The sequence below is a fragment of the Streptomyces sp. NPDC000941 genome (assembly GCF_053599555.1).
In genome coordinates this window covers 84,938-108,293 of the sequence record NZ_JBSFMM010000005.1, presented here as the reverse complement: position 1 = coordinate 108,293, position 23,356 = coordinate 84,938, and the positions used below count along the sequence as shown (strand labels likewise).

Below are 23,356 nucleotides of genomic sequence, written 5' to 3'. Positions count from 1 at the left end.
CAGATGCACCCCCGCTGCTGTGGGCGGCGGGGGTGGATTGTCGGTCAAAGGCGCGACCGAGGCGGTCAGCCGAGGCCGTCAGCCGAGGGCGTCGAGGTCGACGATGTCCCCGGTCGGGGCCTTGGCGTCGACCGGCTTGTCGAAGTCGCCGAACGTCACCGTGCCGGGCTCCTTGCCGCCCTTGATGACCATCTTGAGGATGTACGGCTTGCCCTCGGTGGCGACGTAGGTGGTGTACGTCTCGTCGCCGTCGGTCTCGGTGAGGGTGATGGCGGGCTTGCCGTCGACCGTGGTGGTCTCGCCCTTGCGGGCGAGGTTGGGGCCGGCCTCGAAGCCGGACAGCATCGTGTCGGAGTCGCAGGCGCTGGCGAAGTCCTTGAAGTCGGAGCCGGACGCCTTGGACTTGGTCCAGCGGTCGCCTATCGTGTCGGCCGCCGCCGCGCCGTCCTCGCCGCCCTGGGACTTCCAGAAGGCACGGTCGAACTTCATGTAGATCAGGTCGCCGGTTTTGACCAACTCGACCTTGCCCTCGGTGCCGAAGGACATGTTGCCCACGCACTCGCCCTTGTTGTCCGAGGACATGCGGTACTTCATGGGGCCGCCGTCGACCGTGCCGTCCAGGGCCGTGGTCAGGGACGTCGCCGACTTCATCGCCTTCATCGCCTTGTTGGCGATCTCCGGCCCTGTCAGCTTCTCCAGCTCGGAGCCGGGGGCCTTGGGGGCCTTGCTGGAGGATGTGGCCTTCGAGCTCGCCGAGGCCGACTGCCCGGACTTGCCTTCCTCGCCGCCCTTGTCGTCGGTGCCGCAGGCGGTCAGGGCGAGTGCGGTCACGGCGCACAGCGCCGCCAGGGTCGTGGTGGAGCGCATTAGCTCGTCTTCTTCCAGTTCTTGCAGCCGTTGGTCTTGAAGTATCCGTCGCCGGCGGCGATGGTCACCACGCCGTTTCCGGAGACGTTTTCGTTGGCGATGATCGAGTCGATGCCGTGCAGGGCGTCCTTGCCGCGCTCCCAGTAGCAGGTCGCGTCATTGGCGTTGCCAGCCGACTTGTACGTACCGGGGGCGATGTCGGCCCCGATCCGGTACATGCCGCCGTTCCCGTCCACCTCGGACTTGGGGGTGCCGGAGGCCTTGGCGGGGACGGCCGCCCAGTCATGGCAGCCGTTCGACTTGAAGATCTTGTCGCTCGCCTTGATCGTCACATAGGCGTTGCCCATGACGTTGTCGTTGGCGATGAGCGAATCGGTCTCGCCGCTGGAGTCCTTGGCACGCTCCCAGTAGCACATGCCGTCGGTGTTGTCGGTGGACATATAGGTGCCGGGCTTGACGTCGGAGCCGACCTGGAAGGTGCCGTCGCCGCCGATGGCGGGCTCGGCCTTGGGCTTGTCACCGCCCTTGTCACCGCCCTTGTCGCCATCCTTGCCACCGGACTTCGAGCCCCCGCCGGACGTGGCCCCCTGGGCCGCGGTGTCCTTGCTCTTGTCCTTGTCGTCGTCTCCTCCGCCTCCCGCCAGGGCGCCGCCGATGGCGATCACCACGACGAGCGCCCCCGCCCCCGTCAGGACCTTGTGCCGGGCAAACCAGTTCTGCTTCTGCTGCTGCGACATGCGACAGCCCTCCCCTTCTGAGTCCATCCCGGAGCCGGACCGGCCTCCGTGAACCGATGGGTCAATCACAGCAGAGTCTGTGAACCGAGTCAACAAGAGTCAGCGTCGAGGTAGGATTCACAATGTGAACGGGTCTCTTTGAAGATCGCTTTCGGTATGCTCGATGTGACAGCCGCACCACCGGACGGAGTCAGCCAGGTGCCCGACAACGCAGCAGAGGTGACCGCCGCCGGGATCGCCCGGCTGGCCGGGGTCGGCCGCGCCGCCGTCAGCAACTGGCGGCGCCGCCACGCGGATTTCCCCAAACCGGTCGGCGGCACCGAGACCAGCCCGACCTTCGCCCTCGGCGATGTCGAGCAATGGCTGCGCGACCAGGGCAAGCTCGCCGAGGTGCCGCTGCGTGAGCGCGTCTGGCAGGCGCTGGCCGGGCATCCGGACGGGGCCGCCGCCGCGCTCGGCCCCGTCGGCGCCGTACTCCTCCTCGTACGGGACCGGCCCGCCCAGTGGCGCCGGCTGAGCGACGCCACCGACCCGCAGCTGGCCGAACTGCTGCCGTCCGCGCTCGCCCCGGTGCTGACCGCCCGGCTCGGCGAGGACCACCCGGTGCCCGTCGCGGACCCGGCCGGGTTGCGGCCCTTCGTACCGCTGCTGCGCCAGGCCGTCGAGCTGGCCGCGGAGACCGGTCCGCGCGAGATGTATGAGTTCCTGATCGGGCGCCATCTGGATGCCAACCCACGGCAGTACACCGTCACCCCGCCCGAACTCGCCGAGCTGATGGCCGCCCTGGCGGGTCCGGCGGGCGAGTCGGCCGGCGCCGCCCCCACCGTTCTCGACCCCGCCTCGGGCACCGGCGGGCTGCTGTGGGCCGTGCTGCGCACCCATAGCGTGGCCACGCTGTACGCCCAGGAGCTGGACCGCGACCTCGCCGCGCTCACCGCGCTGCGGCTGGCCCTGACCCACGAGGGCCAGGGCACACGGGTGCGGGTGCACGGCGGCGACAGCCTGCGCGCGGACGCCCTGCCACAGCTCGCCGCCGACGCGGTCGTCTCCCATCCGCCGTTCAACGAGCGCAACTGGGGCCACGACGAGCTCGCCTACGACCCCCGCTGGGAGTACGGCTTCCCGGCCCGCACCGAATCCGAGCTCGCCTGGGTCCAGCACGCCCTCGCACACCTCCGCGACGGCGGCACCGCGGTACTGCTCATGCCCCCGGCCGTGGCCTCCCGCCGCTCCGGCCGCCGTATCCGCGCCGATCTGCTGCGGCGCGGCGCGCTGCGGGCCGTGGTCGCGCTGCCCGCCGGGGCGGCCCCGCCGTACGGGATCCCGCTGCATCTGTGGGTGCTGCGCCGCCCCGGGGCCGGACAGCCCACCGCGCCGCGGCTGCTGCTGGTCGACGCCGCGGCGGCCGTGGCGTCGGCGGCGGGCCCGGCGGACGGCCCGGCGGCGGTCCCCGGATACCCGGCGGGCGCGGCCTCCCCGGGCCGGGACAAGCTGCCCTGGCAGACCGTGCGCGACACCGTCCTCGACGCCTGGCGCGCCTTCGACGGCGTCGACGGCGTCGGCAGTGAAGGGGGCGACGGGGGCGATGGGGCTCCGGAGCGGGCGGGCGTGTGCCAGGTGCTGCCCGTCATCGAACTCCTCGACGACGACGTCGACCTCGCCCCCGCCCGCCATCTGCCGTCGCCCGCCGCGGGCGGCGGCGCCGAGGAGCTGGTCGCCGTACGCGACCGGCTCACCGCCACCCTGGCCCGTACGGTCGAGCTGACCCCCGTCGCGCCCGGCGGCCCGGATGTCCTGGAAGAGCAGCCGCAGGGCTCGCGCTGGCCCATGACCACGGTCGGTGAACTGGCCCGTGCGGGCGCCCTGGTGCTGCGCACCGGCGGCGCGGTGACGGTGCCGGGGCTGGGGCGGCAGTCGGCGGGCTCGGAGCCGGAGGCGCCCCCGGTGCTCACCGAGGCCGACGTGCTCGCCGGAACCGGCCCCACCGGCGCCCGCCCCGCCCCCGCAGCCGGTGAGCGGCCCGAGGCGGCCGCCGAGGAGCCGGTGCTGACCGAGCCGGGCGATGTCGTGGTGCCGCTCGTGGGCGGCGGTACGGTCGCCCGCGTGGTGGACGAGGCCGCGGCCGGGGCCCTGCTCGCCCGCAATCTGTGCCTGTTGCGGCCCGACCCGCAGGCGCTCGACCCGTGGTTCCTCGCCGGGTATCTGCGCGGCGGCGCCAACCAGCGGCAGGCCAGCAGCTACGCCTCCACCGCCACCCGGCTCGACGTACGCCGACTGCGGCTGCCCCGGCTCCCGCTCGACGAACAGCGGCGCTACGGCGAGCACTACCGCACCCTCGCCTCCTTCGAGGAGGCGCTGAGGCTCGCGGGGCGGCTGGGGGACCAGTTGGTACGGGGGCTGTACGACGGGCTGGCCGACGGTACGGTCCAGCCCCATTGATCACGATTGTGTGATCAAAGAGACGGCGGATCCGTACAACCCGGGCTCGGCCCGCCACGTCGATGTATACGCTCAAGCGCGCACGCACGCGCGCGAGCACCCCTCGGCACCAGGTCCTCCAGGAGCAGCCATGCACGGCCCCGCCCCCGCGCCGCCGCCCCGCCCCGCGTCCACCGCGACGGTGGCCATCCTGCGGGTCGTCTTCGTCGGCCTGTCGTTGCTGACGTTCGGCCTGCTGTCCTGGGTGACGATGATGCGCGTGGCCATCCTGCGCCGCCGCGCGCTGGACTGGCTGCTGTTCTGGGGCACGTGTGTGGTGGTGGTGCTCGCCTTCGTGGAGTTCGGGACCGGCCCCGACGAGCCCGACGCGCTGGCGTACGCGACCCTGACGGGGATGTTCCTGCTGTCCTGCGCCGTGGCGACGCACTTCCTGATCGTCGACATCAAGCACCACCGCCCGGCGGCCATCGCCGCGCCGGGGGTGGGGCCGTACGTCCCGCCGGGGTATCCGACCGGGCCCGTGCCGTACGGCTATCCGGTCCCGCCCCACCAGCACCAGGCCGTACCGCCGCAGCAGCCGCTCCAGCCGCCGCAGCCCCTGCCGCCGCACCAGCCCGTCCAGCCGCAGCCCCAACCCCAGGCTCAGCCGCAGCCCCAACCGCAGCCGCAGCCGCAGCCCCAACCCCAACCGCAGCGCATCCAGCGCGTACGCGCCGAGCTGGATGAGCTCAGCGACTACCTCCGCAGAGAGCAGGGCCGTTGAACGGACGCGTCGTCGCCGACCGCTATGAGCTGGCCACGCTCCTCGGCCAGGGCGGCATGGGCCAGGTGTGGACCGCGTACGACCGGCGTCTCGACCGCCGGGTCGCGGTCAAGCTGCTGCGCCCCGACCGGATGGCGATACCCAGCGACGGCGGCGACGGCGTCGACGATCTGCGCCGCCGTTTCGTACGCGAGTGCCGGGTCACCGCGCAGGTCGACCACCGCGGTCTGGTCACCGTCCACGATGCGGGCAGCGATGGCGACGACCTGTATCTGATCATGCAGTACGTCGAGGGCGCCGACCTCGCCGACCACCTCGCCGAACACGACCCCTACCCCTGGCAGTGGGCGGTGTGCGTGGCGGCGCAGCTGTGCGCGGTGCTCTCCGCCGTCCACGCGGTGCCGATCGTGCACCGCGACCTCAAGCCGCGGAACGTGATGATCCGCCCCGATGGTTCGGTGACCGTCCTCGACCTCGGCGTCGCCGCCGTCCTCGACACCGACACCACCCGCCTCACCCACACCGGCTCGCCCATCGGCAGCCCCGCCTATATGGCCCCCGAACAGGCCATGGGCGGCGCCGTCGGCCCGTACACCGATCTGTACGCGCTGGGCGTGCTGATGCATGAACTCCTCATCGGCGATGTGCCCTTCGTCGGCTCCACGGCCCTGGGTGTGCTGCACCGCCATCTCTACGAGCCGCCGGTCCCGGTCCGCCAGGCGCGGTCCGAGGTGCCCGAGGCGCTGGAGGCGCTGGTGCTGCGGCTGCTCGCCAAGGACCCCCAGCACCGGCCGGCCGACGCCCAGGAGGTCTACCAGGCGCTGGTTCCGCTGCTGCCGTACGCCGCCGCGGCGCCCGGTGTCGCCGCCACCGGCCCGATGGACCCCACCCGCCCCTTCCTGCGCCCGCACGCCCCCTGGCCGGACCGCCCAGGACCGCCGGCGGCCGCTGCTGTTCCGTCGGCGGCGCCCCCCGCCGCCCCGGCCCGGTCGGATGTGGCGGGGGCCGTCGACGAGGTCAAGCGCCTGCTGGACCAGGGGTGGATCACTCAGGCCGTGGACATCCTCGGCGCGATCCTCCCGTCGGCCGCCGCGGAACACGGCGAGCTCTCCCCGGTCGTACGGTCGCTGCGCAAGCAGTACGCGGTGACGCTCATGGACGACGGGCAGTACCGCCGCGCCCTGCCCGAGCTGCGCAGGCTCGCCGACGAGTACGCCGCCGAGTCGGGCCCCGAGGCGCTGCGCAACTCCCTCCAGTTCCGCTACGAGGCGGCCCAGTGCCTCGAACAGCTCGGCGAGGCGGCCCAGGCGCTGCTCGAATACCGCACCTTGCTCCCGTACTTCGAGCAGTACGCGGCCACCGACCCGGCCACACCGCTGGAAATCCGCCGCAGGATCGGGCACTTGCTGCTCTCCCTCGGCGACCGCCCGGCCGCCCACGACATGCTCGCCCGCCTGCTGTTCGACGCCGAGCGGCTGCACGGTCCGCACCACCCCTTTCCGGAGGAGATCCGCCGCACCTTGCACTGGCTCGGGCAGGTCCGGGGCTGAGCGGCCCCGGGGAAGTGGCCGGAGCCGTGGCGAATCGTTGTCGAATCAGTGGCTTAGGCCGCGCCGACTCCATACCATCGATCAAGCCAGGTCGATCTATGCCGGGAGACTTGATGCTGCATCCCTTTGGGGGGCGTCCCCCATACCGCCGCACGAAAGCGGCTTCGCCGCGCGGCCGCGCCACCCTCGCCGTCCCTGCCGCGTCCGCCATGCTGCTCGCCGCCCCGTTGCTCACGGCCTGTGGCAATGACGCGCACCCCGGGGCGGCCGCCGTCGTGGACGGCAGCCGGATCACCGTCTCGCAGCTCCAGGCGCGGGTCAACGACGTCCGGGACGCGCAGCGCGACTCCGCCAAGTCCGAGCAGTTGGTGGCCAACAGCGGTCAGCTGAGCCAGAACACCCTGATCCGCATGATCCAGTTCCGGGTGATCGAGCGGGCCGGCCAGGACAACGGGGTGCGGGTGACCCGCCGCGATGTGCAGCAGTGCCGCAAGGCCGTCGAGTCGGCGGGCGGCGCAGAGGTGCTGCGCGGCCTGCAGACGGGGCAGACGACGAAGTGCGACCCGACCGGCGGGGCACAGCCGGGCGGCGCCGCGGCGCTGCGCGACTTCTATCTGGAACAGGGCATCGCCCCGGACCGGATCGACGACGCGCTGCGCATGGAGCTGTTGCGCAACGGCCTGGTGCACAAGCTCGGCACCGCCAAGGTCAACGCGGTCTTCGCCGCCACCTCCAAGAAGCTGGCCATCGACGTCAACCCGCGCTACGGGACGTGGGACGACACCCGGGGCACAGCGGTGCTGACCAAGGAGTCCTGGCTGCGGACCTCCGAGGACGCGAATCAGCAGGCGTAGGTTACGTTTCAAGGGTGACCGCCTCCGAAGCCCCGGGCACCGCCCCTGCCGCAGGCCCTACCGGCCGTATCGTCCTGCTCACCACCAGCCACCGGGTGGCGCCCGGGCTGCTGTCATGGCCCGCGTGGCAGACGCTGCACGGCGCGGACCAGGTGCTGTGCGCGGACCCGGCCCATCCGCAGCTGCCGTATCTGCGGGATGCGGGCGTCGAGGTGGCGGAGGCGGCGCCCGGTGCGCGCGAGCTGGTCGACTACTGCACCACCGCGCCGGGCCGCACCGCAGTCGTGCTCACCTCGGCGGACGGGGAGTCCGCGCTGACCGACGGGCTGGCCAGGCTCGCCGGGTCCGGCCGGGAGCGGATGCCGGACCTGGAGCTGCTGCCCGGCGCGTACGACCTGCCGGGCGCCCGGCTGCTCGACCTGGTCCAGGTGATGGACCGGATCCGGGTCGAATGCCCGTGGAGCGGCGCCCGCACCAGCGAGGAGCTGGTGAAGTACGGCATCGAGGAAGCGTACGAGCTCGTCGAGGCCATCGAGCAGGGCGACCGCGAGGCGCTGCGCGAGGAGCTGGGCGATGTGCTGCTGCAGGTCGTCTTCCACGCCCGGATCGCGCAGGAGGACCCGGACGAGCCGTTCTCGATCGACGAGGTGGCGGGCGGGATCGTGGACAAGCTGATCCGCCGCCATCCGCATATCTTCGGCGAGGAGGCGGCCGAGACCGCCGAGGACGTCAGGGAGCACTGGCTGCGGACCAAGGCGGTCGAGAAGCGGCGCGACTCGGTCACCGACGGAGTGCCGCTCGGCCAGCCCGCGCTCGCGCTGGCCGCCAAGCTGGCCTCCCGCGCCCGTACGGCGGGTCTTGAGGTGCCGCTGCCCGCGGGGGAGGACGTCGGCTACGAACTGCTCGCCCTGGCGGTGCGGGCGGCCGAGCGGGGCGTCGAGCCGGAGACGGCGCTACGCGCCGCGGCCCGTACGTACCGGGACGCGATCCGGGCGGCCGAAGGGGTGGGCGGCGGCGGGGAGTAGCGTCCTGGTCGCACACCCCGTGTCCCAACAGCAGATACCCGCCCCATGGGGCGGGTATCTGCTGTTGGGCACGTCACACTTGTCACGCCTTCCACCAGGTCAGGAACGAGCTCCAGAAACCTGCCTTCTGGGGTTTCTGGTGCGCCGGAGCCTGAGTGCTGGCGGTCGTGTCAACTTCCGGAGAAGCGGGAGAAAGCGTGTGCTTTTCCGCAGGTGCCGGCGTAAAGCGGGTGGGAAGGGCGGTGAGCGCCCGGTGGAAGCAGCCCGGGCGCCAGGTCAATGTGTTGGCGGGCACGGCGAGTTCGACATCGGGTAGACGGTTGAGCAGCTTCTCGAGGGCCGTGAGGGCGATCAGCCGGGCGGGGTCCTTGGCCGGGCACGCGTGCGGCCCCGCGCCCCACGCCAGGTGTGCCCGTTTGCTGGACAGTTGCCGAGGTGCGGACACCGCGGGATCCGTGTTGGCGGCGGCGAAGCTGATCATCACGGGATCACCTGCCCTCAGGGTGATCCCGGCGATCTCGGTGTCGTGTATCGGATAGTGAACGGCGTAGTTGGCGATGGGCGGGCTGTTCCACAGGACGTCGTCGATGGCGTCCTCGACCAGAAGCCCACCGCCGTGCTGGTCGTTCGCGTAACTGTCTTCGGTGAGCAGCAGGTGGAAGGCGTTGGCAATGAGGTTCTGCTGGGGCTCCGTGCCGGCACCCATGAGCAGCACCAGCTGATGGATCATCTCCTCGTCACTCAGCCGCGACGGATGCTCCATGAGCCAGGAGGTGATGTCCGCCCCCGGCTGCTGCCGCTTGACCGCGATCAGCTCAAGAAGGCTCTGGGTGACCTCCGCGTTCGCCTTCTCCACGTTGATGCCGTCGAACAGGTCGGCCAATCCCGACACCAGCCGGTCACCGATTTCCGCAGGGCAGCCGATGAGCTCATTGAAGACCAGCAGCGGCACCAACTTGGCGTAATCGTTCAGGAGGTCGGCGCTGCCCCGGGCGCTGAACTGGTCGATCAGGTAATCAGTGATCCGCTCGACTTGGCGGCTCACATGGTGGCTGTCCAGGCTGCCCAGGCTGTGGGTCACCGCCTGACGGAGCCGCATATGGTCCGCGCCATCGGCGAACAGGGCGTTCGGCCGGTACCCGATCAAGGCCAGAACCGGACTGTCCTGTGGAACCCTGCCCTCGTTCAGGGCGCGCCAGCGGCGTGAGTCCTTCGCGAAGGTGTCGGGGTTCTGTAGTACCTGGAGGGCCGCCGCGTAGGATGTGACGAGAGTGGCCTCCACTCCCGGAGCCAGTTCGACGGGCGCGACCGGCCCGTACTGACGCAGATGCGCGTAATAGGCGTCCGGCTTGGCGGCGAACTCGGGGCCGTACAGCGGCACCCGCTGGCCGCTGCTATGTGCTGGGCAACCGGGTGGTGGTTCGGGGAGAGCCGATTGGTTGTTCATGCTTGCTCCTAGCGGGCACGATCCTGCAGATAACGCACCAGCGTGATCAGCGCGTTGGCCGATGACTTCTCATCGCGCGCGTCACAGGTGACGACGGGGGTGTCCGGAAGCAGATCGAGAGCTTCACGCAGCTCATCGTCGGAGCGGTCCGGTGTGCCGTCGAAGTGGTTCACGGATATCGCGTAGGGGAGTCCGTACTGCTCGACCAGGTCGATGACGTCGAAGGACTCCTTGAGGCGCTCGGGGTCGACCAGTACCAGCGCCCCGAGGGCGCCGCGGGTCATGTCCTCCCAGACCTGCACAAAGCGCTGCTGTCCGGGGGTGCCGAACAGATACAGGACAAGCCGGTCGCTGAGGGTGAGCCGGCCGAAGTCCATGGCGACGGTGGTCGTGGTCTTGCCCTGGACACCGCGCAGATCGTCGATATGAGCCGCCGCCTGCGTCATGGTTTCCTCGGTACGCAGCGGGGGAATCTCCGACATGGTGCCGATGAAGGTCGTCTTGCCCACCGCGAAATGCCCCACCACCAGGATCTTGGCAGCTATCTGCACATTGTTGCGCAGATAGACGTCCTCATCCGAAGCGGGCCTGGAGACCATCGAGCACCTCCTGAAGGACCGATACGTCGACGAGTTGGGCGGGGGGCGCCGGGGCGCGCGTGACGAGATAGCCGTCCGAGGAGAGATCGGACAGCAGAACCTTCACGATGCCGATGGGAAGTCCCAGGTGTCCCGCGATTTCGGCGACCGAGAGATAGCCGCCGCCGCACAGGTCCAACAGGCGGAGCTTCTCCGGGTCGTAATGGCTCGGCGGCCGTCTTTCGGAGGCGGTGACCAGTGTGATCAGATTGAACTGGTCGTTCTCCGGCAAACCGCGACCGTTGGTGATGACGTACGGTCGCACTAAGGGCGCGGCCTCTGGCTCTTGCTCACCCGGTGTAATCATGCCTGAATACTTGTGTTCTCTCGAGGCGGAGTGCTGAGGGCCTTCCCGAGCTGGCCGACGAGCTGCTGCATCCGGAAGGTGATGTCCGCCATGTCGACATCGGGGGCGGACGAGACGGCCAGATAGGCGCCTTCTCCGGCGGAGATCAGAAAGACCCAGCCACCGTCGAACTCCACCAGCGTCTGACGCCAGCTCATCCGGGGATCGCCGCAGAAGCTGGACATCGTGCGGCTCAACGACTGGATGCCGCTCATCGCCGCGGCGATCGAGTCGGCCTCGTCCTTCTGGACGTCTTTGGAGCGGGCCATCAGCAGACCGTCGGCGGAGACCAGGAGCGCATGGCGCGCGCCTGGTACCTCCAGGGCGCTGTCAAGCATCCATGACAGATCGTTGTTCACGAAAGATCGTGCCCTTCCCTGCTCGGGTTTGCGGAGCGGCCGGACTGAGTGCCGCGCTGGAAGGCGCCCATGATCGAGGCGGTTTCCTCGCTCGACCGGGCCTGGGCGGGCGTGAAGTCCGCTTTGGGCACGATGGAGATCGAGCCCTTGCGCCGGCGTTTGGGCAGTCCCCCGGAGGTGGAGGGGTCGGCGGGAGTCTCCTCGTCGCGGCCGCGGTCGCGGTCGCGGGCGGCGGGCTGGGCGGCCGCCGGCGGCTCCTCCGGCTCGGGCATGTTGGTCAGAAGGTCCTCGGGCAGAAGTACCACCGCTCGCACACCACCGTAGGGAGAGGCCGAATCCACGGAGACAGTGAAGCCATATCGGGCGGCGAGCACACCGATGACCGCGAAACCGAACTGCGGGGGGTTTCCCAGGCCCGTGACGCCCGACGCGCGCTTGGAAGACAGGAGCTCATCGGCCCTGTTCTTCTCTTCCTCGTTCATACCGACACCGGCGTCGTCGATGATGATGCAGACGCCCTTGGGCACGGTGCGGATGGTGATGTCGATCGGGGAGTCGGGCGCCGAGTAGCTGGTCGCGTTGTCCAGCAGTTCGGCCAGCGCCAGCGCGACCGGTTCGACGGCGCGGCTGACCACCGCGAAGTTGGACTGGGAGCGGATCTCGACGCGGGTGTAGTGACGGATACGGCCCTTGGCGCTGCGGACCACGTCGTACACCGAGGCGACGGTGCGCTGACGGCCGAGCCAGCCGTCACAGAGCACCGCGATGGACTGGGCACGTCGGCCGAACTGCGAGTTCATGTGGTCGATCTCGAGGAGGTCCTGGAGCATGTGGTGCTCGCCGTACCTCTCCTGAGTCTTGGAGATCGCCAGCTGCTGCTCGTTGGCGAGACCCTGGAGCGTGCGCATCGCGGACTTCAGCGCGCTCTTGGTGGCCTCTTCCGCGCGGGTATGGGCTTCCTGTACCGAGGCCGAATAATTGCTCTCAAGCTCGGTATAGCGATTCTGGAGCTCGGTCTTCTCGTTGACGAGCTGTGTACGCGCCTTTCTCCCGCGAAATATGGCAGTTGCGGCGAGAGGGGTACCAACGATCAGAGCCCAGAGCGCTGGATCCTGTATGTATTGCGTCATGAGACTCTCTTTAAGCGACTAGACCGCCAGGGACTGAAAGGGTTTCGCACGGTGCGTTCCGAATTCGTGGGCGGGACGGCGGCGAGTCAGTGTCCGGACGGCGCCCGCTCGGCTCGAGGACAGCGCGCACGTCTCCACGGCGCCAGCGCGGGGGCATCGGTCTGCCGGATCGGCCCCACATGCCCGACTGGCGGCATAATGCTCCTCAGAGTGATGACCCTTTTCGGCTTTTTGCCGGATCGCCGCGTGTCTACGCGCCCATGGCTCGCCTGGCAAGCGCGGTGATCGTATCACCAGGGTCAGGGGCCGATGTGCATGTGCCTCCGGCCCATTCGCGTACCTGACGCCGATTCAGCCATCTGCTCTTCGCCGGGTGTTCGCGGAGGCGGCCGGGGTGCGGCAGGACATCGCGTGGCCGGGCGAGCCGAGGGTGCTGCCGGGGGTGCCGCCGGGGGTGCGGTGGCGGTCTGATATCGGCCAATCGGGCCGCGCTCGAGCGGTCGATCGGGCATCCGCACGGACATCGGATAAACGCCCGGCGTTTATGCCCTTTTTATGCGGAATCAGAGATTCCGGACCTTGCCGTATTGTCGGGGGATGTCAGACCGGCACCACCCCGCCTACTCCCCGACCCTTTTCAGCTGGGAGTTCGCCACCGATCCGTATCCCGCGTACGCCTGGCTACGGGAGCACGCACCCGTCCATCGGGCCACTCTGCCCAGCGGAGTCGATGCGTGGTTGGTGACCCGCTACGCCGACGCTCGGACCACGCTCGCCGACCCTCGGCTGTCGAAGAATCCGATTCATCACAGCGAAGCCGCCCACGCCAAGGGCAAGGTGGGCATTCCGGGCGAGCGCAGTGCGGATCTCATGACACATCTGCTCAATATCGACCCGCCCGACCACACCCGGCTGCGGCGGCTGGTGTCCAAGGCGTTCACCCCCCGCAGGGTGGCGGCCTTCGCCCCGCGGGTGCGGGAGTTGACCGACGGCCTCATCGACGGGTTCCGGATAAGAGGAGAGGCGGATCTGATCCATGAGTTCGCCTTCCCGCTGCCCATCTACGCCATCTGCGATCTGCTCGGCGTACCCCGGGAGGACCAGGACGACTTCCGGGACTGGGCCGGGATGATGATCCGGCACGGCGGCGGGCCGCGCGGCGGGGTGGCCCGGGCGGTGAAGCGGATCCGCGCCTATCTCGCCGATCTCATCCACCGCAAGCGGGAGTCGCTGCGCGAGGATGGAGAGGGGAAGGCAGACGACCTGATCTCCGGGCTGATCCGCGCCAGCGACCACGGTGAGCAACTGACCGAGAACGAGGCCGCGGCCATGTGCTTTGTGCTTCTGTTCGCGGGTTTTGAGACGACCGTGAATTTGATTGGCAATGGCATCTATGCGCTGCTGCGCGACCCCGTCCAGTGCGACCGGCTGCGGCGGGCCGCCGAGGAAGGGGATGAGGGGCTGCTGACGACCGGTGTCGAGGAACTGCTCCGCTATGACGGGCCGGTGGAGATCGCGACCTGGCGGTTCGCCACCGAACCCGTGGTGATCGGCGGGCAGCGGATCGCCGTGGGCGAACCGGTGCTGGTGGTGCTCGCCGCCGCCGACCGCGACCCCGAGCGCTTCGACTCACCCGATGTGCTCGATCTCTCCCGGGCCGACAACCAGCACCTCGGATACGGCCATGGCATCCATTACTGTCTGGGCGCACCACTGGCCCGTCTTGAGGCCCGGACCGCCATCGGCACCCTGCTGCGGCGCCTGCCCGATCTGCGGCTCGCGGTGGAGCCGGAAGAGATCCGCCGGCGCGGCGGTCTGATCATGCGCGGGCTGCGTGAACTGCCCGTGGCCTGGGGCCCGATCACCTAGCAAACGCCCTTGGTGCCCGGCATATGTGACATAACGTCAACGACGTGATCACTGCGTGACCTGGGATACATCTGCTTGTGATGATCAGATGGCGTCGCTATGTTCAACCGACGACTCAGCCGCCACACGAGAGGCAGAACGCATGCGCTCCGGGAACGGTCGACACCGCCGCCCCCGTCAGGCTCCGGCAATCGTGATCGCAGCGGGGGTGACGGGTGCGAGCATCGCCATGCCGCTCTTCGGCGCCGTCGGCGCCCAGGCCGCGGACACCACCCAGGCGTGGGACCGCGTCGCCGAATGCGAGAGCGGTGGGATGTGGAGCGCCAACGGAGGCAATGGCTTCTATGGCGGTCTGCAGATCACCTTGGACATGTGGAAGAAGTACGGCGGCCAGCAGTACGCCCCGCGCCCCGACCTCGCCAGCCGCTCCCAGCAGATAGCCATCGCCCGGGCGATCCTCGCCGACCGCGGCCCGGACGCCTGGCCGAGCTGTGCGCTGGACGCCGGGCTCGCCGGCCTCGGCGACGCGCTGGATGTGAACCCCGGCGGGAAGGGGACGCCCGAAGCCAAGGAGGGGGCACCGCCCAGCGGTAGCTGGGGGACGGAGGAGCCCACCGGGATCGGCGACTCCGATACGGACGACGCGTCCGACGACTCCAGTCGGGGCGATCGGTCGGACAGCTCCGATGGTTCCGGTAGTTCCGAAGATTCCGATACGTCCGACAAGACCGGTAAGTCGGACCCCTCCGCGACTCCCGGCGACAAGTCCGGTGAAAAGGGTGGGAAGTCGGGCGCTTCCGGCGAAGCGTCCCGCGACGAGGGCGACTCCGCGCCCGACAAGGGCGACGAGCGCTCCGACCGCGACGCGAAGGGCGAGGACTCCGCCACCTCTCCCACCGGCCGTCACCGCGGCGCGCCCGACGCCCGCGAGCAGGGCTCCGCGGGCACGGCGGACGACGACGCCCGGTCCTCGGGCCGCCATGCCTCGCGCGACGACGCGGAGCGCACCGAGATCCCCGTTCAGCCCCTCGGCCGCGAGGACTACACCGTGCGCGGCGATGACAGCTTGTCAGACATCGCGGACGACCGAGACGACCAAAAGGCTGACGGAGGGCGGCCCGAGCTCTACGAGGCCGACGAACCGCTCATCGGAACCGACCCGGGCCTTATCCATCCTGGTCAGCGTCTCGATCTCGGCGCCAGGTAGCGGCAGTTCGGGATGAATTGCCCGATCTGGCGGTGGTGAGACATACATCTCGTCACATCGCCCGGCGTGCGTAGCCTGTCCGATCTTTCCGCACCCGGCCTCACCTGCGTAGATGTGGGATGGCTGGGTGCGGATACGGCCTCATTCGCTGGGATGTCGGGGTTTGAACCTCATCGGAAGGTGTGTTTAACGTCTTTCCGCTCGCCACCGCGGGCACCGTCGATCGTCACGCCGAGTCCTGCCGGCGGTCGGGGGGAAACCGACGCTTATGCGCCGAAGGCAGGAGCGGGGGAACCAAGGTAGGCGCCGTAGCGGCCTGGAGACGGGCCCGTTCGGCTCGGGGTGAAGCCAGGGTGCGGTCAAGCCGCATCTGGGCCGGGCAACTCACAGTCCGAACCCGACAGCTCACCTCGTAGGCGTCGGTGAGGAACGAACATGCGTAACGACAAGGGTAAGCACCGCCGTCCCTCCAAGGTCACCCGCATCGCCGCGCTCGCCGGCGTCGCTGGTGCGGCCGTCGCCGCACCGCTCCTGGGGGCCACCTCCGCCTCGGCCGCGACCACCGCCCAGTGGGACACGGTCGCGCAGTGCGAGTCCGGCGGCAACTGGTCGATCAACACCGGCAACGGCTTCTACGGCGGCCTCCAGTTCACCAACTCCACCTGGGCCGCGTACGGCGGCACCTCCTTCGCGGCCCGCGCCGACCTGGCCACCAAGGACCAGCAGATCCAGATAGCCGAGAAGGTCCTGGCCGGACAGGGCAAGGGCGCCTGGCCGGTGTGCGGCACCGGCCTGACCACCGGCGGCACCCCGACCCCCTCGACGTCCACCACCCAGCCCGCCCAGCCGGCCGAGACGGCCAAGCCCGCGCAGCCCGCCAAGCCGAAGGCGCAGCCCCGCGAGGAGAGCGAGCACGCCGGGCGCGGGCACGCCCGCCACGCGATCAAGAAGGGCGACGGCGAGTACAAGGTCAAGTCCGGCGACACCCTCTCCAAGATCGCCGACGCGCACCACGTCGACGGCGGCTGGAAGAAGCTCTTCGAGCTGAACAAGGACATCGTCGAGGACGCCAACCTCATCTTCCCGGGCCAGCTGCTCCACCTCTCCTGACCCACCCGGCCGGGCCTCCCCCCACCCCGGCAGCCGGGCCTCCCCCCACCCCGGCACCCTCCCCGGCCCCAACACCCCCGAAGACTGCCCCGGCCGGGCGCGCCGCCCCCCAAGCGAGGCGCGCCCCGCCGGGGCTTCGTCGGGTGGGCACTCCGGGCCCGTTAGGCTCATGCCGCAGAGACAGACCCATACGAAGGAGATCCTCGTGTCGTCCATCGACGTCGTCGTAGCTCGCGAGATCCTCGACTCGCGAGGCAACCCCACGGTCGAGGTCGAGGTCGGCCTCGACGACGGCAGCACCGGCCGTGCCGCCGTGCCCTCCGGTGCCTCGACCGGCGCCTTCGAGGCCCTTGAGCTCCGCGACGGCGACAAGAGCCGTTACGGCGGCAAGGGCGTCGAGAAGGCCGTCCTGGCCGTCATCGAGCAGATCGGTCCGGAGCTCGTCGGCTACGACGCCACCGAGCAGCGCCTGATCGACCAGGCGATGTTCGACCTGGACGCCACCCCGGACAAGTCCTCGCTCGGTGCCAACGCGATCCTCGGCGTCTCGCTCGCGGTCGCGCACGCCGCCTCCGAGGCCTCCGACCTCCCGCTCTTCCGGTACCTGGGCGGCCCCAACGCCCACCTGCTGCCGGTCCCGATGATGAACATCCTCAACGGCGGCTCGCACGCCGACTCCAACGTGGACATCCAGGAGTTCATGATCGCGCCGATCGGCGCCGAGTCCTTCTCCGAGGCGCTGCGCTGGGGCACCGAGGTCTACCACACCCTGAAGTCGGTGCTGAAGGAGCGGGGCCTGTCCACCGGCCTCGGCGACGAGGGCGGCTTCGCGCCGAACCTGAACTCCAACCGCGACGCCCTGGACCTGATCGTCGAGGCGATCAAGAAGGCCGGCTACCAGCCGGGCCAGGACATCGCGCTGGCGCTCGACGTGGCCGCCTCCGAGTTCTACAAGGACGGCGCCTACACCTTCGAGGGCCAGACCCGCAGCGCCGCCGAGATGACCGCGTACTACGCCGAGCTGGTCGACGCGTACCCGCTGGTCTCCATCGAGGACCCGCTGAACGAGGAGGACTGGGACGGCTGGAAGACGATCACCGACCAGCTCGGTGACAAGGTCCAGCTGGTCGGCGACGACCTGTTCGTCACCAACCCGGAGCGGCTGGCCCGCGGCATCGACAGCAACACCGCGAACGCGCTGCTGGTCAAGGTCAACCAGATCGGCTCGCTGACCGAGACCCTGGACGCCGTCGAGCTCGCCCAGCGCAACGGCTTCAAGTGCATGATGTCGCACCGCTCCGGCGAGACCGAGGACGTCACCATCGCGGACCTGGCCGTCGCCACCAACTGCGGCCAGATCAAGACCGGTGCCCCCGCCCGCTCCGAGCGCGTGGCCAAGTACAACCAGCTGCTGCGCATCGAGGAGATCCTCGACGACGCGGCGGTGTACGCGGGCCGCTCCGCCTTCCCGCGGTTCAAGGGCGCGGTCCTCAAGGGCTGAGCTCCGCCGAGCCTGACGCACGTCCCCGGCCACGGTCCCGTACCGTGGCCGGGGACGGCGTACGCAGCGAAGTCACGACCGGGGAGGCGACGTGCCGGCGGATCGGGATCGGTTCTCCACCGCGACCAGGCTCAGGGCGCTCGGCGAGCACGCCGCGGCCCGTGTCTACCGCGCCCGTATCCGACGCCGCCGCAGCCGGCTCACCGGCCGGGCCGCGCTGCTCGCGCTGGTCGTCTGCTCGCTCGTGGTGGCCCTCGCGTACCCGATGCGGCAGTACATCTCGCAGCGCTCGGACATCTCCGACCAGCGGCGCCAGGCACAGAAGGAGCGCGAGGACGTCAAGCGGCTGCGCGAGCAGAAGGCCAGGCTCCAGGACCCCGCGTACGTCCAGCAGCAGGCCCGTGAGCGGCTGCACTTCACGCAGCCGGGGGAGACGGGCTACAGCGTGGTCGACGGCAGTGGCCGGACCGAGCGCTCCGCCGACCAGGGCGCGGCCGACCGCCCGTGGTACAGCAACATGTGGCGAACCGTCGACCAGGCTGACCAGGCTGACAGCGCTGACCAGGCTCACAGCGCTGGTGCGGCGGACGCCGCTGACAAGGCCGATACCGCGGGCCGTGTGAAGCGCTGACCGAAGAACCGGCCGCCGGAGGCGACCGGCCCCGAACCGATCGAAGAGAACTTCCGACCCATGCACACGCCCCCTCCGCAGACGGAGCCCACCGCGCCCACCGACGCGGACATCGCCGCCGTCAAGGAGCAGCTGAACCGCCTTCCGCGCGGGCTGCGCGCCGTCGCGCACCGCTGCCCGTGCGGCAATCCGGACGTCGTGGAGACCGCGCCGCGGCTCGAGGACGGCTCGCCCTTCCCGACGCTCTACTACCTGACCTGTCCGCGCGCCGCCTCCGCGATCGGCACGCTGGAGGCCGAGGGCGTGATGAAGGAGATGACGGCCCGGCTGGCCACCGACCCCGAACTGGCCGACGCCTACCGGGCGGCCCATGAGGACTACATAGCGCGCCGTGACGCGATCGAGGTGCTTGAGGGCTTTCCGAGCGCGGGCGGTATGCCGGACCGGGTCAAGTGTCTGCATGTCCTGGTCGCCCACTCGCTCGCCGCGGGCCCCGGGGTCAACCCGCTCGGGGACGAGGCCATCGCCATGCTGCCGAAGTGGTGGGCGAAGGGGCCGTGCGTGGCCCCGTGCGGCGCTGTGACGGACGACGCGGGGGACAGATCATGACCCGCGTCGCGGCCGTGGACTGCGGCACCAACTCGATCCGGCTTCTGGTGGCCGACGCCGATCCGGCCACCGGCCGGATCACCGAGCTCGACCGCCGGATGCGCATCGTCCGGCTCGGCCAGGGCGTGGACCGCACCGGGCGGCTGGCCCCCGAGGCGCTGGAGCGCACCTTCGCGGCCTGCCGTGAGTACGCGGAGGTGATCGGCGGGCTCGGCGTGGAGCGGGTCCGCTTCGTCGCCACCTCCGCCTCGCGCGACGCGGAGAACCGCGAGGAGTTCGTACGCGGGGTCGTGGAGATCCTGGGCGTGGAGCCCGAGGTGATCAGCGGCGACCAGGAGGCGGAGTTCTCCTTCACGGGCGCCACCAAGGAGCTGACGGACCGTGCGGGGTTCGCCCGGCCGTATCTGGTGGTGGACATCGGCGGCGGCTCGACCGAGTTCGTGGTCGGCGACGACCATGTGCGGGCCGCGCGCAGCGTGGACATCGGCTGTGTGCGGATGACCGAGCGCCATCTGGTCGTGGACGGACGGATCACCGATCCGCCGACGGTCCATCAGATCGCCGCCATACGGGCGGATATCGAGCGGGCCCTCGACGTCGTCGAGGAGACGGTGCCGATCCGGGAGGCGGGTAGTCTGGTCGGGCTGGCGGGTTCGGTCACCACCGTCGCCGGTATCGCGCTGGAGCTGCGGGAGTACGACCCCGCCGCCATCCACCACTCGCGCGTCTCCCTGGACCAGGTCCGCGAGATCACGGACAAGCTGATCGGCTCCACCCATGCCGAGCGGGCGGCGATCCCCGTGATGCACGAGGGCCGGGTGGATGTGATCGCCTCGGGTGCGCTCGTACTGCTGACGATCATGGAGCGGTGCGGGGCTCAGGAGGTCGTGGTGAGCGAGCACGACATCCTCGACGGGATCGCCTGGAGCCTCGCCTGACGGGGTCCGGAGGGGGTGTGGACCCCCTGTGAGGGGCCGGTGGAGACCCGGGCGCGAAAAAGTTCGTGAAAAGCTTCACATGAAAAAGGCCCCTGGTGACCGCCTGGTGTGAGTCCGGAGGCCGGTTCGGCGGCGGTTTCGGGGGCCGGGCCCGTCCGGCGGCCCCTGCGACACCTGTTTCGGCCATATGACAGACCCGTCCCGGACCCCGGTGGTCTACTCCCGCGTTGCCTCACAAGTGCAGATCAGCGGGGTTGTCAACGCGCCGCCGGAGCTGGTGGTTCCCCTGTGCGGATATGGCGTGTGTCACGGGGGCCGCGGAGTGTAGCAGACCCTCCCACCATGCTTGTGAAGGGGCTCACGAGGCACCCCCCTGAGGGTGCTGGATACTCGAAACATGAGCACCACGGAGCGTCCCAGGATCCTCGTTGTAGGCGGTGGGTACGTAGGCCTGTACGCGGCACGCCGCATCCTGAAGAAGATGCGGTACGCCGAGGCGACCGTCACGGTCGTCGACCCCCGGTCGTACATGACGTACCAGCCCTTCCTCCCAGAAGCTGCGGCCGGCAGCATCTCCCCGCGCCACGTCGTGGTCCCGCTGCGGCGCGTGCTCCCCAAGGCGGAGGTCCTCACCGGCCGGGTGTCGACCATCGACCAGGACCGCAAGGTCGCCGTCGTCCAGCCGCTCGTCGGCGAGGCGTACGAGCTGCCCTTCGACTACCTGGTCGTCGCTCTCGGCGCCGTCTCCCGCACCTTCCCGATCCCCGGCCTCGCCGAGAACGGCATCGGCATGAAGGGCATCGAGGAGGCCATCGGCCTGCGCAACCACGTCCTCGAGCAGCTCGACAAGGCCGACTCCACGACCGATGAGGACATCCGCCGCAAGGCGCTGACCTTCGTCTTCGTCGGCGGTGGCTTCGCGGGTGCGGAGACCATCGGCGAGGTCGAGGACATGGCGCGCGACGCCGCGAAGTACTACCCGAACGTGAAGCGCGAGGACATGCGCTTCGTCCTCGTCGACGCCGCCGACAAGATCCTCCCCGAGGTCGGCCCGAAGCTCGGCCAGTGGGGCCTGGAGCACCTGCAGAAGCGCGGTGTCGAGGTCTACCTCAGCACCTCGATGGACTCCTGCATCGACGGCCACGTCGTGCTCAAGAACGGACTCGAGGTCGACTCCAACACGATCGTGTGGACCGCCGGCGTCAAGCCCAACCCGGCGCTCGCCCGCTTCGGCCTGCCGCTCGGCCCCCGCGGCCATGTGGACACCGCGCCGACGCTGCAGGTGCAGGGCACCGAGTACATCTGGGCCGCGGGCGACAACGCCCAGGTGCCGGACCTCGCCGTCGGCGAGGGCGCCTGGTGCCCGCCGAACGCCCAGCACGCGCTGCGCCAGGCCAAGGTGCTCGGCGACAACGTGATCTCGGGTATGCGGGGCTTCCCGCAGCGCGAGTACAAGCACGCCAACAAGGGCGCGGTCGCGGGGCTCGGTCTGCACAAGGGCGTCGCGATGATCGTCCTCGGCAAGACCAAGATCAAGCTCAAGGGCCGGCTCGCCTGGTACATGCACCGTGGCTACCACGGCATGGCCATGCCGACCTTCAACCGCAAGATCCGGGTCTTCGCCGACTGGACGCTGGGCATGTTCCTCAAGCGCGAGGTCGTCTCCCTCGGCGCCATGGAGAACCCCCGCGAGGAGTTCTACGAGGCCGCCGCCCCGGTCTCCGCGGCCGCCGCCGCCAAGCAGGCCGAGAAGGCCAAGGCCTCCTAGCACCGCGATAACCGCGGCAACCGCGGCAACCGCGACACCTCTGAACGCCGAAGGGCGTCCGCCATCCGTGGGGCGGACGCCCTTCGGCGTTGTGCCGACGGATGGTTTTGCCGATTCCAGACGTGTCGGCGGGACTGTACGGCGGGCCTCATGGTGTTTACGTGGTGAGTGAATCTTCCTGACTCACCATCACGGAGGTGTCTGATATGCCCGACGCCGCCCAGCGGCTCGCCGCACTGGCCGAGGAGGGGCTGGGAACCCCGCTCCCGATCCGGATCCGCGCCTGGGACCACAGCGAGGCGGGCCCCCCGCACACCCCCGTCCTGGTCGTAAGGCGCCGCAGGGCGCTGCGCAGGCTGCTGTGGAAACCGGGCGAGCTGGGCCTGGCCCGCGCCTGGGTGGCCGGCGACCTCGACGTCGAAGGCGATCTGTACGAGGCCCTGGACCTGATGGCCGGACTGGTGTGGGAGCGCGACCCCACAGCCCAGCGGCAGTCGAAGGCCGCCGCCGCCCTCAAGGCGCTGCGCGACCCCGCGCTGCGCTCCGCCGCCCGCACCCTGGTCGGCCTCGCGGGGCCCGGGCTGCCGCCGCCCCCGCCCCGCGAGGAGGCGCGCCGCACCTGGCGCGGACCGCTGCACACGCTGCGCCGCGACAAGGAGGCCATCAGCCACCACTACGACGTCGGCAACGACTTCTACGAGCTGGTGCTCGGCCCCTCCATGGTCTATTCGTGCGCCTACTGGGAGGGCACCGAGGCCGAAGGCGCCACGCTCGAGGACGCCCAGCGCGCCAAGCTCGACCTGGTCTGCCGCAAACTGGCGCTCAGGCCCGGCCGGCGGCTGCTGGACGTGGGCTGCGGCTGGGGCTCGATGGTGCTGCACGCGGCGCGCGAGTACGGCGTGCAGGCCGTCGGCATCACGCTCTCGCAGGAGCAGGCGGCGTACGCCCGTAAGCGCGTCGCCGACGCCGGGCTCACCGACCAGGTCGAGATCCGGGTCCAGGACTACCGCGAGGTCACGGACGGCCCGTACGACGCGATCTCCTCGATCGGCATGGCCGAGCACGTCGGCGCCGCGCGCTACGCCGAGTACGCGGCCGACCTCCACGCCCTGCTCAAGCCCGGCGGCCGGCTGCTGAACCACCAGATCGCGCGGCGCCCAGAACCGGACGAGGAGGCGTACCACGTCGACGAGTTCATCGACCGCTACGTCTTCCCCGACGGCGAACTCGCCCCGGTCGGGCGGACCGTCACCCAGCTGGAGGAGGCGGGCTTCGAGGTGCGCGACGTGGAGGCGATCCGCGAGCACTACGCCCTCACGCTGCGCCGCTGGGTCGCCAATCTGGAGGCCCACTGGAAGCAGGCTGTACGGCTCACCTCGCCGGGCCGGGCCCGGGTGTGGCGGCTGTACATGGCGGCCTCGGCGCTGTCCTTCGAGCGCAACCGGATCGGGGTGAACCAGGTCCTGGCGGTCCGTACGCCGGACGGCGGCGCGTCCGGTATGCCGCTGCGGGCCCGCGACTGGCGGGGCTGAAACGCCCTGAAACGCCCTGAAACGGCCTGAGAAGCA

At 70.2% G+C, this 23,356-nt stretch carries 21 protein-coding genes and 1 riboswitch; of the genes, 14 read left to right on the top strand and 7 right to left on the bottom strand.

Annotated elements, in window-relative coordinates:
• Positions 1 to 78: 78 nt before the first annotated feature.
• Together ACWDSL_RS03430 and ACWDSL_RS03425 are read right to left on the bottom strand one after the other, a co-directional pair.
• Positions 79 to 867: a hypothetical protein gene (locus ACWDSL_RS03430; protein WP_450481231.1), complete on the bottom strand. Its 789-nt coding sequence runs from the start codon at positions 865 to 867 to the stop codon at positions 79 to 81.
• Positions 867 to 1,604, bottom strand: a complete 738-nt coding sequence (locus ACWDSL_RS03425) for a hypothetical protein (RefSeq protein WP_450481229.1) — start codon at positions 1,602 to 1,604, stop codon at positions 867 to 869. Before ACWDSL_RS03425 ends, ACWDSL_RS03430 begins: the two co-directional genes overlap by 1 nt.
• Before the next feature lie 156 nt (positions 1,605 to 1,760).
• On the opposite strand from ACWDSL_RS03425, the gene ACWDSL_RS03420 reads away from it, so the two are divergent.
• The 5 genes from ACWDSL_RS03420 (at position 1,761) to ACWDSL_RS03400 (ending at position 8,235) form a co-directional block, all read left to right on the top strand.
• Entirely contained in the window at positions 1,761 to 4,043 is a 2,283-nt protein-coding gene (locus ACWDSL_RS03420; RefSeq protein ID WP_450481227.1) for an HsdM family class I SAM-dependent methyltransferase, read from the top strand.
• A 130-nt stretch (positions 4,044 to 4,173) separates the two neighbouring features.
• Positions 4,174 to 4,806: a hypothetical protein gene (locus ACWDSL_RS03415; protein WP_450481225.1), complete on the top strand. Its 633-nt coding sequence runs from the start codon at positions 4,174 to 4,176 to the stop codon at positions 4,804 to 4,806.
• Positions 4,803 to 6,356, top strand: a complete 1,554-nt coding sequence (locus tag ACWDSL_RS03410; RefSeq protein WP_450481223.1) for a protein kinase domain-containing protein — start codon at positions 4,803 to 4,805, stop codon at positions 6,354 to 6,356. The genes ACWDSL_RS03415 and ACWDSL_RS03410 overlap by 4 nt, the downstream gene beginning before the upstream one ends.
• A 113-nt stretch (positions 6,357 to 6,469) precedes the next feature.
• Entirely contained in the window at positions 6,470 to 7,210 is a 741-nt protein-coding gene (locus ACWDSL_RS03405) for a SurA N-terminal domain-containing protein (protein WP_450481221.1), read from the top strand.
• Positions 7,211 to 7,224: 14 nt separating this feature from the next.
• Positions 7,225 to 8,235, top strand: a complete 1,011-nt coding sequence (locus ACWDSL_RS03400) for a nucleoside triphosphate pyrophosphohydrolase (protein ID WP_450481219.1) — start codon at positions 7,225 to 7,227, stop codon at positions 8,233 to 8,235.
• 82 nt (positions 8,236 to 8,317) lie between these two features.
• Here ACWDSL_RS03400 and ACWDSL_RS03395 read toward each other — a convergent pair whose 3' ends face one another.
• From ACWDSL_RS03395 to ACWDSL_RS03375, 5 genes are read right to left on the bottom strand one after another with little or no spacing between them, the layout of a single operon-like run.
• Positions 8,318 to 9,682: a cytochrome P450 gene (locus tag ACWDSL_RS03395; protein ID WP_450481218.1), complete on the bottom strand. Its 1,365-nt coding sequence runs from the start codon at positions 9,680 to 9,682 to the stop codon at positions 8,318 to 8,320.
• An 8-nt stretch (positions 9,683 to 9,690) separates the two neighbouring features.
• Positions 9,691 to 10,281 (bottom strand): GTP-binding protein, encoded by a 591-nt coding sequence (locus ACWDSL_RS03390; RefSeq protein ID WP_450481216.1) that lies wholly within the window; start codon positions 10,279 to 10,281, stop codon positions 9,691 to 9,693.
• The gene (locus ACWDSL_RS03385; protein ID WP_043487028.1) at positions 10,256 to 10,627 is read right to left on the bottom strand and encodes a DUF742 domain-containing protein; all 372 of its coding nucleotides are present in this window, start codon (positions 10,625 to 10,627) and stop codon (positions 10,256 to 10,258) included. The genes ACWDSL_RS03390 and ACWDSL_RS03385 overlap by 26 nt, the downstream gene beginning before the upstream one ends.
• Positions 10,624 to 11,025, bottom strand: coding sequence for a roadblock/LC7 domain-containing protein (locus ACWDSL_RS03380; RefSeq protein ID WP_014177157.1), 402 nt, complete (start codon positions 11,023 to 11,025; stop codon positions 10,624 to 10,626). The genes ACWDSL_RS03385 and ACWDSL_RS03380 overlap by 4 nt, the downstream gene beginning before the upstream one ends.
• Positions 11,022 to 12,155, bottom strand: coding sequence for a sensor histidine kinase (locus ACWDSL_RS03375; RefSeq protein WP_450481213.1), 1,134 nt, complete (start codon positions 12,153 to 12,155; stop codon positions 11,022 to 11,024). Before ACWDSL_RS03375 ends, ACWDSL_RS03380 begins: the two co-directional genes overlap by 4 nt.
• A gap of 597 nt (positions 12,156 to 12,752) precedes the next feature.
• Between ACWDSL_RS03375 and ACWDSL_RS03370 the strand changes: the two genes are divergently transcribed.
• The 9 genes from ACWDSL_RS03370 (at position 12,753) to ACWDSL_RS03330 (ending at position 23,320) form a co-directional block, all read left to right on the top strand.
• Complete coding sequence (locus ACWDSL_RS03370; RefSeq protein WP_450481211.1) at positions 12,753 to 14,024, top strand: cytochrome P450 family protein; 1,272 nt, start codon at positions 12,753 to 12,755, stop codon at positions 14,022 to 14,024.
• A 208-nt stretch (positions 14,025 to 14,232) separates the two neighbouring features.
• Positions 14,233 to 15,231: a transglycosylase family protein gene (locus tag ACWDSL_RS03365; RefSeq protein WP_450481209.1), complete on the top strand. Its 999-nt coding sequence runs from the start codon at positions 14,233 to 14,235 to the stop codon at positions 15,229 to 15,231.
• 261 nt (positions 15,232 to 15,492) lie between these two features.
• Positions 15,493 to 15,665, top strand: a riboswitch (cyclic di-AMP (ydaO/yuaA leader).
• Position 15,666: 1 nt separating this feature from the next.
• Positions 15,667 to 16,341, top strand: a complete 675-nt coding sequence (locus tag ACWDSL_RS03360) for a transglycosylase family protein (RefSeq protein ID WP_450481207.1) — start codon at positions 15,667 to 15,669, stop codon at positions 16,339 to 16,341.
• A 205-nt stretch (positions 16,342 to 16,546) separates the two neighbouring features.
• Entirely contained in the window at positions 16,547 to 17,842 is a 1,296-nt protein-coding gene (gene eno / locus ACWDSL_RS03355; protein ID WP_450481205.1) for a phosphopyruvate hydratase, read from the top strand.
• Positions 17,843 to 17,933: 91 nt separating this feature from the next.
• Positions 17,934 to 18,473 carry an FtsB family cell division protein gene (locus ACWDSL_RS03350; protein WP_450481203.1) on the top strand — a complete coding sequence of 180 codons (540 nt, stop codon included), beginning with the start codon at positions 17,934 to 17,936 and terminating at the stop codon, positions 18,471 to 18,473.
• Positions 18,474 to 18,533: 60 nt separating this feature from the next.
• Positions 18,534 to 19,082: a DUF501 domain-containing protein gene (locus ACWDSL_RS03345; protein ID WP_450481201.1), complete on the top strand. Its 549-nt coding sequence runs from the start codon at positions 18,534 to 18,536 to the stop codon at positions 19,080 to 19,082.
• Positions 19,079 to 20,020, top strand: a complete 942-nt coding sequence (locus ACWDSL_RS03340) for a Ppx/GppA phosphatase family protein (protein ID WP_450481199.1) — start codon at positions 19,079 to 19,081, stop codon at positions 20,018 to 20,020. The genes ACWDSL_RS03345 and ACWDSL_RS03340 overlap by 4 nt, the downstream gene beginning before the upstream one ends.
• A gap of 397 nt (positions 20,021 to 20,417) precedes the next feature.
• Positions 20,418 to 21,788 (top strand): NAD(P)/FAD-dependent oxidoreductase, encoded by a 1,371-nt coding sequence (locus ACWDSL_RS03335; protein ID WP_450481197.1) that lies wholly within the window; start codon positions 20,418 to 20,420, stop codon positions 21,786 to 21,788.
• A gap of 206 nt (positions 21,789 to 21,994) precedes the next feature.
• Positions 21,995 to 23,320, top strand: coding sequence for a class I SAM-dependent methyltransferase (locus ACWDSL_RS03330; protein WP_450481283.1), 1,326 nt, complete (start codon positions 21,995 to 21,997; stop codon positions 23,318 to 23,320).
• The last annotated feature ends 36 nt before the right edge of the window (positions 23,321 to 23,356 follow it).